The organism is Vibrio sp. 1CM24A, from assembly GCF_023161725.1.
Classification (GTDB): Bacteria; Pseudomonadota; Gammaproteobacteria; order Enterobacterales; family Vibrionaceae; genus Vibrio; species Vibrio coralliirubri.
Map to the genome: position 1 here is coordinate 404,141 of NZ_JALNTS010000001.1, position 15,740 is coordinate 419,880.

At 43.5% G+C, this 15,740-nt stretch carries 11 protein-coding genes; 3 read left to right on the plus strand and 8 right to left on the minus strand.

What is annotated here, in order from left to right:
• Nucleotides 1–59 precede the first annotated feature (59 nt).
• A complete protein-coding gene (locus tag MSG38_RS01760) occupies nt 60–2,159 on the plus strand; it encodes a carboxylesterase family protein (RefSeq protein WP_248400838.1) in 2,100 nt (699 codons plus the stop codon).
• Nucleotides 2,160–2,243: 84 nt separating this feature from the next.
• Nucleotides 2,244–3,701 carry a phospholipase D family protein gene (locus tag MSG38_RS01765; RefSeq protein ID WP_248400839.1) on the plus strand — a complete coding sequence of 486 codons (1,458 nt, stop codon included), beginning with the start codon at nt 2,244–2,246 and terminating at the stop codon, nt 3,699–3,701.
• Between the two features lie 137 nt (nt 3,702–3,838).
• On the opposite strand, the gene MSG38_RS01770 is transcribed toward MSG38_RS01765, so the two are convergent.
• The 7 genes from MSG38_RS01770 to MSG38_RS01800 form a co-directional block, all read right to left on the minus strand.
• Nucleotides 3,839–4,720, minus strand: coding sequence for an amino acid racemase (locus MSG38_RS01770; RefSeq protein WP_248400840.1), 882 nt, complete (start codon nt 4,718–4,720; stop codon nt 3,839–3,841).
• Nucleotides 4,721–4,831: 111 nt separating this feature from the next.
• Nucleotides 4,832–6,550 (minus strand): autotransporter assembly complex family protein, encoded by a 1,719-nt coding sequence (locus MSG38_RS01775; protein WP_248401080.1) that lies wholly within the window; start codon nt 6,548–6,550, stop codon nt 4,832–4,834.
• Nucleotides 6,551–6,782: 232 nt separating this feature from the next.
• Complete coding sequence (locus MSG38_RS01780) at nt 6,783–8,072, minus strand: DEAD/DEAH box helicase (protein WP_248400841.1); 1,290 nt, start codon at nt 8,070–8,072, stop codon at nt 6,783–6,785.
• Between the two features lie 201 nt (nt 8,073–8,273).
• Entirely contained in the window at nt 8,274–9,014 is a 741-nt protein-coding gene (locus tag MSG38_RS01785) for a DUF1223 domain-containing protein (RefSeq protein ID WP_248400842.1), read from the minus strand.
• A 175-nt stretch (nt 9,015–9,189) separates the two neighbouring features.
• Entirely contained in the window at nt 9,190–9,378 is a 189-nt protein-coding gene (locus MSG38_RS01790) for a hypothetical protein (RefSeq protein ID WP_017059812.1), read from the minus strand.
• 313 nt (nt 9,379–9,691) lie between these two features.
• On the minus strand, nt 9,692–10,693 hold the full coding sequence (locus tag MSG38_RS01795; protein ID WP_048612514.1) for a TerC/Alx family metal homeostasis membrane protein: 1,002 nt from the start codon (nt 10,691–10,693) through the stop codon (nt 9,692–9,694).
• Nucleotides 10,694–11,254: 561 nt separating this feature from the next.
• Nucleotides 11,255–12,994 (minus strand): bifunctional UDP-sugar hydrolase/5'-nucleotidase, encoded by a 1,740-nt coding sequence (locus MSG38_RS01800; RefSeq protein WP_248400843.1) that lies wholly within the window; start codon nt 12,992–12,994, stop codon nt 11,255–11,257.
• A 238-nt stretch (nt 12,995–13,232) separates the two neighbouring features.
• Between MSG38_RS01800 and MSG38_RS01805 the strand changes: the two genes are divergently transcribed.
• Complete coding sequence (locus MSG38_RS01805) at nt 13,233–14,999, plus strand: ATP-dependent endonuclease (RefSeq protein ID WP_248400844.1); 1,767 nt, start codon at nt 13,233–13,235, stop codon at nt 14,997–14,999.
• Between the two features lie 171 nt (nt 15,000–15,170).
• On the opposite strand, the gene MSG38_RS01810 is transcribed toward MSG38_RS01805, so the two are convergent.
• Entirely contained in the window at nt 15,171–15,665 is a 495-nt protein-coding gene (locus MSG38_RS01810; RefSeq protein ID WP_017059817.1) for a DUF1097 domain-containing protein, read from the minus strand.
• Nucleotides 15,666–15,740 lie beyond the last annotated feature (75 nt).

Sequence of the window (15,740 nt, forward strand, 5' to 3'; positions counted from 1 at the left end):
TTGTCGATACAAGTGCGTTTGATCGTAACTATACCGAATATTATTGTGGAAAATTAAATATGAATATTGCATACCGCTCACTTATCGCATTGTCTATTGCTACTGCCCTTATAGGTTGTGGCGACGATAGCCAACCAACGGTTCCAATGCCAGACAAGCCTGAGCCTTTAATTCCGGCTCCTGCGGAAATCTTTACTGCTCAAATCGGCGACGCGATGATCACAGCATCTAAAGAAGAGCTGGTGATTACGTCGAATACCGAAGACGACAAACTGGATTCCGTTGAGTCTTTTAAAGGCATTAAATTTGCCGACGCAGAGCGTTTTAAGCACAGTGAAATGGTTGATCTTGGGAGTGACATTGATGCCACTTCGTTTGGTGATGCATGTCCTCAATTGAAGACCGTTTCACAGACACAATCTGAAGACTGTTTGAACCTGAACATTTGGCGCCCAGTAGGCGTAGATGCTGATGCAGACCTACCGGTTTATGTATTCATCCACGGTGGTGATTTCGAATACGGTTCTGGTGCAGAGCCGCTCATCCAAGGTGATACCGTGGTTGCTCAAGGAAGCGACGATGGTAAGCCTTTCATCTATGTAAGCTTGAACTACCGTCTTGGTCAGTTAGGTACTCAATGGATTAAAGGCGCGAACAAAGATGGCAATTATGGTCTAGGTGACCAGAAGCGCGCCTTAGAGTGGGTACATAACAATATCGCTGACTTCGGTGGTAACGCTCAAAACGTAACCGTTATAGGTCAAGGCTCAGGTGCTATGTCTATTGGTTTCTTGCAGCAAGATGACGATATCGCAGGTCAATATTTCCAACGTGCAATCATGCAAAGCAACCCTTATGGGTTTGAGTATCCAAGTTATGACGTTGCTAAGAGCCGCAACTATAACTTTGATGCAGACACTTCGGTCGACGAGATCATGGCGTCGCAAGAAACAGCTTTGGATGGTATTGAACAGCTAAAAAATTGGTTGTTAGGTTCTTTGCAAATCCCAATTCTGAGCCCAGCCGCAGATGAGACGCCAATGTCAAACCTGATGCCTTTTGCTCCATACATATTGTGTGAAAAAACGAGTCTCCTTGGTAGCTGTAGCGAATCAGCTGAGTCACCAATGAAAGCAGGCTTCTCAGTACCAACTGTCCTAGGTGAAAATGCACATGAAGCGAACAGCTTTGGCATGCTATTTAGCGCTACGTTCTTAATCCCGACGGTCATCGAGTTATTAACAAATGATGAACCTGAACTGCTTACTAACGAAGATCCAACAAAGCTAGCTCTAGCTATGGTTAATTGGTTAGAAGATGAAAACAACATCGTTCTTCTGCAGCAAAAACTATCTGAGCAAGCAAGTGATGAAGTTTCAGCAGATCTTGTATTGCCAAGCAGTGCGTACAGCGCAGTAACGGGCTTATTTTATGGTGCCAAGCTAGAAGGTGATCTACTTGAAATGACTGGATGCATTGATACCAACGATATTACGGGTACCGTAGGTTGCTTGGTCGACATTGTTGAGATCACTAGCCACCAGCAAACCCAAGATATTCTGGCTCTAACGGATTTCTACCCTAACTCAGAAGCCGGCATAGGTGGTGCTCTTGACAACATGAAGCAATTTAAAAACCTGCTAAATGACACCTTGTTCAATGGCCCGGCTCGTTATATGGCAGCAAACAGCGAAGTTGAAGCAACGCTATACCACTTTGAGCACAAACCAAGCTTTAACATGTGGAACTTTAAAACAGGTCTAAATGAAGAAACGGGCGAATACGACCAACTGTCAATCATAGATCTATTCAAAACGATTGGTTGCATCAGCGGTGCATGTAACGGTTCAGAACTGCCATTTATGTTCAACAAAGCTGTACGTTTTGATGGAAGCGAAGTAAATCCATCAAGCAAAGAAAAAGCACTAATGAACGAAATGTCGCGTCTTTGGTTTAGCGATGAATTGTTCCAGAGCTACCAGTACAGCGATGCTGCCGACAATGTGCTTGTAATTGATGGTGCAGGATTCAGCGACAACAGTACTACCTTCGACTGGGACTATGTCACAAACCCAGGTGTTGATCCTAAACTTCGTGAAGGTCGCTTAACGGGTCTAGCAGAGCAAGGTCTTATGCCTTGGGACTGGTACCTAAACTAAATATATTCAACACCTCTCCTACTTTAACGGCCAGTTCGCTGGCCGTTTTTATATCTACATTTTATGTTTAAACGCAGGTTAGTTATGACACTTAGCAAACTAAAAACAGCATACACAATAATGTTGATTGCTTTGGTCACAGGATGTGCCCAACCTTACCCCGATGTTGAACCCGACTTCGAAGCTAACTGGCAAAGCACAGAACATCAAGCCCAAGTGTATTTAATCCCCACCGCACCCGAAGCCTTTGCTCGCCGCATTGCTCTGGTTCGCCACGCCCAAAACTCCATTGATATGACCTACTTTTCTTGGGAAAGCGATACACTCGGCCTAATGCTGTTAAACGAGCTAAAACACGCCGCTGATCGCGATGTGGCCGTACGTCTCACACTGGATGATTTGATGGTATTCAATGACAAATGGTTGGCCGAGCTAGACTCACACCCCAATATTGAGATTAGACTGTTCAACCCTTTTGAGTCACGCAAAGCTGGCTGGATAGGACGTGCGTTTAACTTCTCTACTCATCAAAAACAGTTAGATAATAGACTGCATGAAAAATACTTTAACGTTGATCACCAATCGATGATCCTCGGTGGGCGCAACATCGGTGATGACTACTTTGGTTACAGTGAAAGTGCCAACTTCTTTGATATGGATGTGCTGTTTAAAGGCGACGTGATTGCTGCATTCGACCAAAATTACCAAGCGTTGTGGAACAGTGAGCATGTAGTGCCAATTCAAGAGCGCATTAAAATCAAAGAGAAAGAGCAATACCAAGCGTTCACCAAAGCGTTGAACAAAGGTGAAAAGAATAAAGCGTTGATCACGTCTGAAGTCGAAAGGCAGATAAAGAGCTTAAACCAACCGAAGTTTATTTCGGCCTCTGTCACGCCGGTATTTGACTCACTGGAGAAACTCAATGACAACAAGCCCTACTTTCGCCAACGTATCGAACACTTGATGAAACAGAAGGTGCCATCACCATCAGAAGCGGTGATTTCAACCCCATACGTAGTACCAAGTGACCAACAGTTTGTGTTTATTGATGCATTGACCGAACAACAAGCTCAAGTGACATTAATCACAAACTCTTCGGCGTCGAATGACTCTGGGTTTATACCCGCCTACTACGAACAACATCGTCAAACTTTGTTGGACAAAGGGGTTGATATTTTAGAATACAAAGCTGATGCGATAAACGACGACCATTATTTTCATGTTGATACTTACTATCACAATAAGACCGTCATTTTAGACGAACGTGTTACGTATATTGGTTCATCTAACTTCGACCCGAGATCGGACTTCCTTAACATTGAGTTTGGTGTCTTGATTGAAAGCGAAGAGTTTGCAGAGCAAGTGATTCACTACTTAACGCGTCAGAGAGAGGAATTATTCTGGACGGTATCACGTGAGCAATCAGGAGAAACGATATGGGCTTCAGGAGAAAAGAAACATGTTAAGAACCCTGACTACAGTGCATGGAACAAGCTACCGGACTGGTTGTTTCGAAAAATGAATGGCGAATTTGAACTTTGAGCTCAATCACCAAGGCTGCGCTAGACGCACAATAAAGTTATTTGCTTGTGATTCGTTTTAATCTGTCACTCACCCAAATGCAAAAAAGCCGCGTCACATTCGCGGCTTTTTCGTGTTTCACATAAGCGTATCTTAGCTTACGAGCGATAAGTCATCGCTCTCTTCGCTACATAGTTCACCATATCAAGCGTTGTGAAGATCGAATCAACATTGTTAATGTCGTAATCCACATGTCCACGCTCCACATACTGTTCTGCGAGACGATAGATATCGACAACACGTTCAGCTACCGCTTCCATAGGATCAATAAAAGTAATGGTTGGAAATGCGGTCTCAAGTTGGTTTCTAACCAGAGGGAGTTCAGTACATCCCAAAATAACCGTATCAACGCCCTTCTCTACGATGGATTGAATCGCTACAGCAAGCAGTGCGGCATTACGCTCAAACTCGCCCGCTTTGATCCCGTTGGTTTCTCGGATTGCTTGTCCACACTCTGTCATCTCACCTGTTACTTCACCATAGATAGCACTATGCACGTTATGCTCTTGCTCAAAGGAATCTGGCTTAACAAACACCAGATTTGCGTCCGTTAGGTAACGATCATAGATTCCCGAATTGTATGTGCCGTTGGTACATAAAATACCAACAACAGATTCAGAGTTCTGCTCTTTGATTTGATCAACGGTGGTTTGAAGCATGTCGACAATATAAACGTTGGTGTGCTTTTGTACTTCAGGTCTAAAGTAATGAGCGGTGTTACAGGTCATTACGCCAAACTGAACATTGGCATGTTCTAAAATGCACGCTGACTCAATCAGTTCAGGCACAGGATCGGTACCGCCTTCGTTAATCGCTTCAGATCGATCGGGGATATCTGAGTTTTTCACCACTATCATGGCCATGTGGTCTTGGTCTTTAAGTGCGCCGTGTTCAATTTCTTTCTTGGCGACGATATCTTGGAACAAAGCATCTGCTTCAGGGCCCATATTACCAAATACACCGAATCGTACCTTTTTCATTGTTTTTACCTTTGTGTTTGTTAGAGCACAAAGGTTATTACGCTCTTTCGATTTACTTGAATCCTATTAGATGGATCGCATCCTCGCGAGTGCATAAACAGCGTACAAAAATCAAAATTGAGTACCCAAGGAAAAATGAATACGAAACTCGTCGCCTTCAGGCGCATCCAAGCCGTAAGCAAAATCGAGCTTAACTGGCATTAACTGTGAGTTCCAAATCAAACTCACGCCCGTCCCACGCTTCCAATCCGCTTGTTGATCAAATGCATCACCCACATCAAGAAAGGCGCCCAACCAAATTGAACGATAGACTTGATGCTGATATTCGAGCCCAGCAGTTAACAGATAACGTGCCCCCGTTAGTTCACCATTCTCGTCTTTAGGGGAGATAGATTCGTAACCATAACCTCGTAGGTTTCCATCGCCACCCGCAAAATACCGCAGTGACGACGGCACATCAGATAATGATTTGGCAATGTTGATGCCTACGTTTGAGCGGAAATGGAGCTTCTGCCTGTCACTAATATCCCACGAAAGGACACTGTTTCCTTCCAACCGCAACAGCCTTAAGTCAGAGAACAGACTAGGGTCAGAATACTCGACAGAATAGATGTGTCGATGATTGAGCTCCAACTGATCATTTTTACGATCAACCTGAGAAAAACTGATGCCAGGTAACAGCAATTGCGATTGGTCTTCCTCAGACGCCTGACGGTACTGTTCGTGCAAGTATTTGACATAAATGGTGCTTTGCCAATCACTGTCTAATTGCCAGTAACGTTCGAACTTAAGATCGTTTCTAAAGCTATTGGTGTCTCGATGATCAATTCGTTTCGATTCAAACTGAATACCAAAGTAATCCGTTGTGACTTTCTCTGTGGGGATTTTGTACCCCAACTGAAGTGATTGCTCCTGTTCAGACAAATATGTCTGTGTTTCAAAGCTGTGGCCTCTCCGGTTATACCAAGGCTTTGACCAACTGAGAGAGGCGCGTAAACCGAGATCAGTAGAATAGCCGCCACCGACCTGCACAATATTACGAGAACTTGGCTCGGCAATGATTTCAATTGGAACTTCTAGGTTGTCATCAAGTTTGTCAAAGTCACCATGTACGATGACACTTCTAAACCATTGAGTGTCTGACAAATCAGATTGCAGTTCACCTAACTTGATGGTGTCAAAGTCATCACCTTTTTTAAAGGTGGGTATTTTCTCGATACGAGTAGGGTCAACCCCATCATCAGGAATACTTATAGAACCGAACTTGTAGCGTGGACCACTTGCAAAATACAAGTGTATATTCGCGATGTTCTCGCTAGGAATAACCTCAATCTTTGACTCGATAAACCTGCCGTCAAAATAACCTTTCCGCTTTGCTAAAGAGAAAATCGCACGCTTAGTTTGGTCGTATTCTTGGTGAGACAAAGTTAGACCTGAGCCTAACTTGCTTTGATTGAGTATGTTGATGAACTCTGCATCTAGGCTAGCTTCACCTGTAATTTTTACTATCGATTCTGCGATGCGCATGACAGGACCAGAATCGACGTTAATGATCACTTTATCAGAATCATTGAGGTTGATATCGAGCTGTGGGTGATAATAACCATAAGGGTTGAGTGCATCTTGAATACGCTTAGATAGCTTCGTTTTTGATAGCTGTGATGAAGAAACATCGGCTAAAGGTTCTAAATATAATTCTACATTTTCGGTGAGAGTTTTATTAACCCCTTTAACCTCAAATTCAGCAGCACTAGAAGGGTGTTGGGTAAACAGGAAAAATGAAGTAGCCAGCACTAATTGTTTAATCGAGGTCTTCACGCGGTTACCCAATTGCTCAAAACCCGAACAGGTTATGAGCAAAGCGTTAAATCGCTGAATCTCTTATGGAGGACGCTATCCTTCGAACGGCTTATCGGGTTGTTTAACACCGTAGCAGTCGTTTATTAACGACTCAAATCCCCCTTATTACAGACACAAAAAAGGCGCAAATAAGCGCCTTTTGAATGTCTATTACTTACTGATTTATATAGCTTGCTGACTCATATAGTTTACTGACTCAAGATCAGTTTTTGTTCAGCCACACATCTTGGTTTTGTGGAGCTTTCTTCTTCTTTTTCTTCTTGCCTGTACCAGCCGGTGGCGCAACAGGTTTTAGTGCTGCGATCAGTTCAGCCGTCACTTCTTCATCCACTTCAAAGCCTTCAATTTGCTCACGTTCAAGACGAATCTTGTTCTTCTTCTCGATGATTTTGAAGTGGTGGTAATCTTCGTGATCGATCAAAGATAGCGCAAGACCAACCTCACCTGCACGACCACTTCGGCCGATACGGTGCATGTAGTCTGATGGGCTACGCGGCAAGTCAAAGTTGATTACCACAGGAAGCTTCTCAATATCCAGACCACGTGCCGCGATGTCTGTCGCGATAAGAACATCGATCTCGCCAGATTTGAAATCTTCTAGGATACGAGTACGTGAACCTTGCCCTTTATCACCGTGGAATACTTCAGCGATGATACCGCGCTTGTAAAGCTTGTCTGCTAGGTGCTCACAGCTGTTCTTCGCATTAACGAAGATCAGAGCTTGACGCCATTCGTGTTGTTGAATTAGGTGTGCGAGTAACGCTGTCTTGCGACCTTTTTCTACTTCAAATACACGTTGAACCAGTGTGCTCGCATTGGCACTTTGAAGTTGAACTTCAATTGGATCATTCAGTAGTTCGTGAGTCAGCGTTTGAACTTGCTCAGGGAACGTTGCAGAGAACAACAAGGTTTGTTTCTTGCTCGGCAAGAGCTCCAAGATTGCATCAAGTTCTTCGGTAAAACCTAGGCTTAGCATTCGGTCAGCTTCATCAAGCACTAACGTTTTTACTTTGTCTAGCTTGATAGCGTTGCTTGAAATAAGGTCAAGCAGACGACCCGGTGTTGCCACCAAGATATCAGTGCCGCCACGTAGCGCCTGCATCTGAGTGTTTACCGATACACCACCAAACACACAAACCGTTTTAATCGCGCCATTGAAATGCACAGCGTAAGACTTAACGCTGTCAGCCACCTGCTTAGCAAGTTCACGAGTAGGAACCAAGATAAGGCCAGAAACAAAGTTACCTTTGCCTGAACGACGGTCCAGAGGTGCATCTTCATGAATCTTTTGTAACAGTGGAAGTGCAAATGCTGCGGTTTTACCTGAACCGGTATTTGCGCCTGCAATTAAATCGCGTCCTGCTAACACACTTGGAATAACTTGCGCTTGGATAGGCGTTGGCTGTTGGTATTCAAGCTCTGTTAAACGAGCCATCAAAGGAGAGATTAAGCCAAGATCAGAGAAGTTGGTTGGTGTCGTGGTGTTAGTCATTAATTGCAGGAACTCAAAGCTAAAATAATAGCGCGCTATATTAACGTATTTCAGCAGTATTACGTAACTAAATCGCCCTTTCGCTTCTATTTCACTGATTAATACCCGTCAGAAATGAAGTTATCGATGTGAGAACCTCGATACTCGCCGTACCAACTTCGTCTAAGAGTATTCCAGCTAATCAATTGTCGTGGGTGGCAGTTAGTTCAGCCATCCTGCTACCGTTTGTTCCGGTGCATACGAATTCGGTTCGGTTAACCAAACGGCTACTGCGTCTGGTGTAGCGACGAGTGGCTCAAAATTGATGTTAAATTGCCATTCAGACTCACCACGTTGGTAACCGTCGTAAACCACAACAAAATCATGCTCGAGTTTCTTACCCCTGTTCTCGCCCGCCTTAACACTGGTGACTTCGTTCATCGCCAGTAAAGCTATATGAGCAACATAATCACCTTTGCCTTCGTAACTTACGCTGAACGTATCGCCTTTATGGTTGACCGTTAGCTTGGGGTTATTTTGTTGTTTAAGCGAAGGTAACGTTCTGTCTAACCAGTTAAAGTAACCGCGCCACTCTTTTTCATCGACAACAAAGCCCGGTGTGTAAACCCCACTTGTTAAGCCGTAAGCTTTATACAGTCGTTGCTTCTGACTGAACGCCTTACTCGCGAACTTGTCGCCCCAACCTAGGTAATCCCAATAATCGACGTGATAGGCAAGCGGAATAACTTGTGTCCACAGTTTTGGATGGTCTTCAAAAGTACTGAGGTAGGCATCTGCAGGCGGACAACTTGAACAACCTTCAGATGTGAAGAGCTCGATAACCTGTGCGGGCTGGCCTTCATTACTCCAAGTTTGTGCAAGCGACACTGAGGAATAGAAGCCGATCGGTAAGGCAAATAAACAAAGTTTGATCAATGATGAATTGCGTTTGGCGTGTGACATACCGAGATCCTTGTACAAAACGAATTGAGTGGCGCTCAAATACAGACCGTGATGCCTAGGTTTTTCTTTCAGGTGCTTAATTTGCGAAGAGATAGAGTTTATTTCAGATACAAAAACGCCAGCTTTAGAAGCTGGCGTTTTCTTAAAGTTCTATATTTACATGTTAACGCTGAGATTAACGGTTGATACCGATATCGCGTTGCATGTGACCAGATAGGTCGCTTGCGTAGTAACTACGTGGAGAGTTGTCTACGAAAAGAATATCGAAAATGTGTGCAATCAATCCTTTGAAGTTAACCGAGTAGGTCTTCTTATCCATAGAGTTAGGAACAGCGATAGTATTCATTTGTACTGCTTGAGCCATGATTGCCTCTCTATAAATTTATTAATGTGTTTCGTTCTGATGACAAGAATAATAGGTGATCTTTTGCAGGTTAAAAAATGACTAAAATTAGATTTTGGGATTAGTTTTTCTAATAAAACAAACCATTAACAATACCACAAAATAGATATGCAGGCTATGTGAGTATAAATTCAATATAGTGTTTAAATCATGCATTTAGTACAAATATCCCGCAAACAACAGTGGCCAATGTCACAGAAAATTTACATAAATAAATTTTCCACTTCATTAGCCACGTGTTCATTATCGACTTTTCGATAAGTTATATTTGTTTTTAATTTACTTGTTCAATGCCTGGCTTCTTCGCATAAACCGACGCTATAACCGCAATCGTCATAGTCGAAATCAGTACAGCAAGCGACCAATAAGTTGGGATAGCCCACTCACTGTCAACCAATAGCATTTTCACACCGATGAACACCATGATGAATGCCAGTGCTGGTTTCAAGTAGATGAACTTGTCCATCATACCTTGCAGTACAAAATACAACGAACGAAGGCCAAGTAACGCAAATACGTTTGCCGCTAATACCAAGAACGGTTCTTGTGTTACCGCAAAGATCGCAGGGATAGAGTCCAATGCAAACATCACGTCCATGACTGCGATCGCACCGATAACCAACATCATTGGAGTGAATGCCCATTTAGCACCCTGTTTAACCATTAATGCAGGGCCATGGAAATCTTCGGTTACCGGCATCACTTTACGAAGTAGCTTTTCAGGCAGTGTATTCACACTCTCCTCTTCGCCCTTGTCTAATGCCAGCTTAATACCTGTACCAATCAAGAACGCAGCGAACACGTAAAGTACCCAGTGGTATTCCGCCAATAGCTGTGCGCCTAGTGCGATCATAATTGCACGAAGCACCAATGCACCAATTACACCCCAGAGTAGCGCACGAGGTCTTAGATGCTCAGGAACTTGGTATTGAGCAAAGATCATCGCAAAAACAAACAAGTTGTCTACGCTAAGGGATTTTTCTAACAAATAACCCGTAATGAATGACACGGTTGCTTTTTGCGCTGTGTAGTCACTGTTCGGCGCATAAATGTCCCAAAACAGGTAAATAGAGCCAGCAAACAAAAACGCAAGTACAAACCAGAATACACTCCAGATTGCCGCTTTCTTGATAGTAACGTTACCGCCACGAGTCTGATAGATATCAATAGAGACGAGAATAACCGTCAGCAGGAAAAAGCCCGCATAAGTCGTCATGATTGGCGATGAAAAAAAGGATTCACTATTTGTAGATAATAGAGATTGAGTTGAGTTCATTATTCCTCCGGGCGGAAGAACTGTACAAAGACCTTCCGCAAACAAAGCATATCAAGCTCCATTACGGATCTTGACTGTGATTGCGTTGGTCTCGTTGAAGTGAAATATGGGATTTCACCTTTACATACCGGATAGACTCTTGGCCTAACGAGATGACGATATGTAAACTTGCGCTAACTACTCCCCAAACGCGTGGATAATAATCCTCTGATTATGTTTCGTCTATATAAATTTGCACGGGAAAAGCAAAAAGGAGCAATCTGCTCCTTTTTTATTTCTTTCACTTACGCTTGGTATAGCGTGTATTGATAATAAGAATACTGCGACTGTTCAAAAGCTAGTCTTATCCAGCGCGCAGAGCCATTACAAACCTGTAGTCGGCACCAAATACACTAACGCTGACCAAACTGATACCCAACCAACAACCGCTACCGCATCTAACCAATCTTTCTTATCCATGCATATCTCCACAAGAAGGCGACCTGCAGAGATGAAGCATAAACAATGCCAATTTTATAAATAACCCAACGTAATAACATTAAGCATCAGCATCAGTAGTGATTATCTAAAGCATTCCATGCAATTTAACGGTTCATTGTGTTGAAGCGACTCTGGGTGGTCTTGCAGAAACTCGATGAAGCAGTCTGCCATAGAGTCAGTGGTGACCGTGCCATCACCTATCATATCCAACACAGCGTTATAACCCTCTTTCCCTTTCATTGTGTAGGCTGACGACGCGCCACGGTAAATACGGTTGCGAGAAACAGTCTGCCAACCCAATTCATCAGAGTGGATTTCTAGATGGTGAATCCTGTGTCCTAGAGGCGCTTCTTTATGGTAACAAAACCTCAAATTATGCGTATAAGGAAAGCTACCTGAACCTGTGCCCACGACACCATTATCGATCGCGTTATTGATTGCACCTTCAAGCATGCCAGCGATCGTTTCACCTTTTACTTCATACACACCAATGGGTACGGCAAACGGTAGTAGTTTTCCGGCAATATCGGCAACAGAAACATCGCCGCTATTCAGTGAATTTCTAACACCACCTGCGTTGTGAATGGCAAAGTCAACCTGATGCCCTTTCTTGTTCATTAGATGGTGAAATGATTGAGCAACCAAGGGCGCGAGTTGGCTCGGGCCTTTATCATCTGGAATACGTACATGGCGAAGTTTTGTGTCTGCATGAGCAATCACTTGTTGCTGAAGCTTTCGAACTCGCGGCTGGTATTTATCCGTCAGAATGCTCTGCAGCTCAGGATCTTTCTTACACACTGCAATATTAGGGTGATTGTTTAAAAACTCACACGCCATATCGTGGGCATCGTCTTGCCCTACTTCACTCAGTTTCGCGTCTATAAAGAGTCGACGGCCTAATAACAGTTCGTTCTTACCATTGAAGTGCGTCACTTTACCTTGAGAATCGAACTCAATTTCGCAGTGTCCTAGGCTCATGGCGTGGAAACCCGCTTGCACAACATAGGTATCGCCAATTTTCACACCGTATTCATCATCTTTAACTAAGCCGATATCAGAGAAATCACCTTGTAAGCGATGACTATGACCACCAACGATGACGCCAATACCTGATACGTTAGCTGCTAACTCTAAATCAGCTTCGTAACCAAGATGGCTAAGTAACACGATCTTGTTGATGCCTGCTTGATGAATTTGCTCAATGGTCGCTTTTGCTGTTTCCAAAGCATTTTCAAACGGTGTATCGATATCTGGGTTAGCGATGCCTGCCATCTTGTCGATGCTTAAGCCGAATATTGCGACCTTCTCGCCGTCAAATTCTTTCGTTATAAAAGAAGCACTTCGTGTTTCAGGCAGATAAGGCTTAACAATGTCGTTGTCCGCTAGCGTATGAGTTTTATTGATATACTCATTCGATAGATTCCAGTTACCGGCCAACAGTGGGAATTTGATTCTTTTCGCGAAAATCGCAACGGGCTCATTACCCATGTCTAACTCGTGATTACCGAGAGTCATGGCATCTATATTAAGGGCATTCAACAAATCGGCGTTGGCTTTTCCTTTGAATAAAGAAAAGTACAAAGTGCCCTGGAAGCAGTCGCCAGCGTGCAGGAACAAGGTTCCAACCTTCTGACGCTGGGCATCTTGTTCTATTTGTTTGAAGCGTGTTGAAATTCGAGCAAAGCCACCTGCACTGACATAAGGTTCAATGATGTGGTTGTTCATTTTAAGTGATAGCTGTAACGAGGTTGGTTCAAAGTATGAGTGGGTGTCGTTGATGTGTGCCAACACTATTTTTGCCGGCTTATTCTTTTTAGTCATATTTTCTTCTCTCTTTGTCCCTTCATACTAGGTCGAGAATCATGACAGAATCGTGAATTTTATGAAACTGCACTGCAAAAAAATACTCGAGATAGATCAAAAATCTCATTTTGCACCGTATTAATAAACAACGGGTTTTGTGACAGGTGAGCATACCGGATTTGGATTATTCGATTATGATTAAAGATATCTGTTAGCTTTCAAATAATTAGCAGAGCCTTCCGTTAGGAGTAAGCCTATGCAACTAGAAAGAATCGAGATTTCTGGCTTTCGAGGTATCAAGCGCATGTCACTCGCGTTTGACGAGCTAACCACGCTTATTGGTGAAAATACTTGGGGTAAGTCTTCATTATTGGATGCCCTTTCCGTCGTTCTGCCCTCAGACGGTGTGCCATATCACTTTGAAATGACCGATTTTCATGTCGATTACTCTGTTTCACACCCGCAGTCTCAACATCTTCAAATTGTTCTCGCATTAAAAGCTAACGATAAGAGCGAACTTAACGCAGGTCGTTATCGCAAACTCAAACCTATTTGGGTTCAGGATGAGTTTGGCGCATTTCGCATCTATTACCGAATCAGCGCAACATTAGAACAGTATGAGACAACCACACACTATGCATTTCTTGGTTTGGACGGTAATCCGCTCAAGCTTCATCATTCTGAAAAGCTCGCTCAAGAATTAATGACCTTACATCCCGTCATCCGTTTGCGTGATGCAAGGCACTTTGATCGTCCTTTCAACGGCAAGTCCCTTAACCACAATGCTCACCTTCCTAGCAATGGTCACGCTAATAATGCAAATTCAAACGGGAACGGGAACGGGAACGGGAACGGGAATCATCACGCAAGCAATGGCACAAATGGAAACGGCGCCAATAACGGGAATGGTCGACAAGCAAGAATAGAAAAACGAATCGACAACACCTGCCGTCGTCTAATGGCGATTCCTGGTCATGTGAATAAAGGTGAAATGCGCAGTAGCCTAGAGTCGATGCAAAGTTTGATTGAGCACTATTTTTCTTTCAAAAGTACTTCTCGTCGCAACCCTAGAAAACAGCGAGACGGATTACTTTATTCTGCTGGCGCCAATGATCAGAGCATTCATCAACTCGTCGAAGAGACCAAAAATAAACAAACCCGCTTATTATTCATGGGGTTACTTAACGCTTATCTACAAGCTAAAGGGCCAAACGACCTAAGACGATGTGCGCGCCCTCTTTTGATCCTTGAAGATCCAGAAGGTCGATTACACCCAACGCACTTGGCAAGGGCTTGGAGCTTAATGCAGAAATTGCCCATGCAGAAAATCCTCACCACCAACAGTGGCGACCTACTTGCAGCTGTTCCACTTCAATCTATTCGTCGCTTGGTTCGTCAGTCAGATAAAACCATCGCCAATCAACTCAACATGAACCATTTCAGTAAGGATGAACTTCGTCGAATTGGTTTTCATATCCGCTTCCACCGCTCTGGGGCACTATTTGCTCGCTGTTGGCTATTAGTAGAAGGTGAAACTGAGGTTTGGTTGTTCAATGAACTTGCCAACCAATGTGGCTATAACCTAGCAGCGGAAGGTGTGCAGATTATTGAGTTCGCCCAATCAGGACTTAAGGCGCTGATTAAGGTTGCACAAGAGTTTGGTATTGATTGGCATGTGGTGACTGACGGCGATGCCGCCGGTAAAAAGTATGCCGCGACAGTGTTATCGAAACTCGGTAATGATCAGGAAAGACACAGACTCACCGAACTGCCAGATAAAGATATCGAGCATTACCTTTATATGAATGGGTTTGAGAGCTTTTTCCGTGACATGGTTAAGATTCCATACGATCACCCTATCCCTCCGAAGAAAGTGGTTGCCAAGGTATTGAAGAAACATGCAAAACCCGACCTTGCACTCGCCATTGTTTCTCATTGTGAGAATCAAGGACAAGAATGCATTCCGCTTTTGTTAAGGTGGACATTAAAACGCGTGATCACCATGGCCAACGGAAATACCTAAGCATAATTTGTTTTATAGAAGCTATCAGTTGCTCTACTGATGAAATATTTAGCTAGTCACCTTAACCAAAAAAGGCACACCAAACGGTGTGCCTGTATAAATCGATATACAAATTAATTGGGGGTTATCTTGCAAGAGTTCACAGTGACTAACTAAGGTTAGGTTAACGAATTAAGCCTTTGCCTGTTTAGCGTGTTGTTCAACAACTTCCGAAGATTGAGTCGATTTCTCGTGAAGCCATAACCCTGTTGCTTTCATCAAGTATCCAAATACACCACCAAGCAGTAAAGATGGTACTACAAGTTGCCAATCGCCACCTGCAGCAAACGTCGCACAGCAACCAATGAAGGTGCCTGGGATATAACCTAGCCACGCTTGTTTCGCTTGAATACACATAAAGAAAGCCACAATAGCAGTAATCATGTAGCCTAAAATCTCTAACCCTGCGAAGGTTGAGCTTTCGATAATCACCATTGCCCAGAATACGCCAGTCATGTTGGTCAATAAGCTACCTGCTAGTCCTTTAACACCGCCTGTTGGCGAAGCAAAGTAACTGGTGCAACCTAAGAAACCTGCCCATGACAACAAGCCAAAAGAGATAGCAATCCATCCCCATAGACCTGACAAAATACCTGTTGTTAATGAAATCGCGACTAATGTACTCATACTATTTCTAAAGCCTAATTACGTAATTGAACGCAACCGGATTTAGCCTCACTTAAAATCAAGTAAGCATACTAT

Excerpts from the sequence above, each read along its gene's own strand:
- MSG38_RS01795 (WP_048612514.1), bottom strand. The coding sequence starts at position 10,693 with ATGAACTCAACTCAATCTCTATTATCTACAAATAGTGAATCCTTTTTT.
- MSG38_RS01765 (WP_248400839.1), top strand. The coding sequence starts at position 2,244 with ATGACACTTAGCAAACTAAAAACAGCATACACAATAATGTTGATTGCT.
- MSG38_RS01790 (WP_017059812.1), bottom strand. The coding sequence starts at position 9,378 with ATGGCTCAAGCAGTACAAATGAATACTATCGCTGTTCCTAACTCTATG.
- MSG38_RS01785 (WP_248400842.1), bottom strand. The coding sequence starts at position 9,014 with ATGTCACACGCCAAACGCAATTCATCATTGATCAAACTTTGTTTATTT.
- MSG38_RS01810 (WP_017059817.1), bottom strand. The coding sequence starts at position 15,665 with ATGAGTACATTAGTCGCGATTTCATTAACAACAGGTATTTTGTCAGGT.
- MSG38_RS01780 (WP_248400841.1), bottom strand. The coding sequence starts at position 8,072 with ATGACTAACACCACGACACCAACCAACTTCTCTGATCTTGGCTTAATC.
- MSG38_RS01760 (WP_248400838.1), top strand. The coding sequence starts at position 60 with ATGAATATTGCATACCGCTCACTTATCGCATTGTCTATTGCTACTGCC.
- MSG38_RS01800 (WP_248400843.1), bottom strand. The coding sequence starts at position 12,994 with ATGACTAAAAAGAATAAGCCGGCAAAAATAGTGTTGGCACACATCAAC.
- MSG38_RS01805 (WP_248400844.1), top strand. The coding sequence starts at position 13,233 with ATGCAACTAGAAAGAATCGAGATTTCTGGCTTTCGAGGTATCAAGCGC.
- MSG38_RS01770 (WP_248400840.1), bottom strand. The coding sequence starts at position 4,720 with ATGAAAAAGGTACGATTCGGTGTATTTGGTAATATGGGCCCTGAAGCA.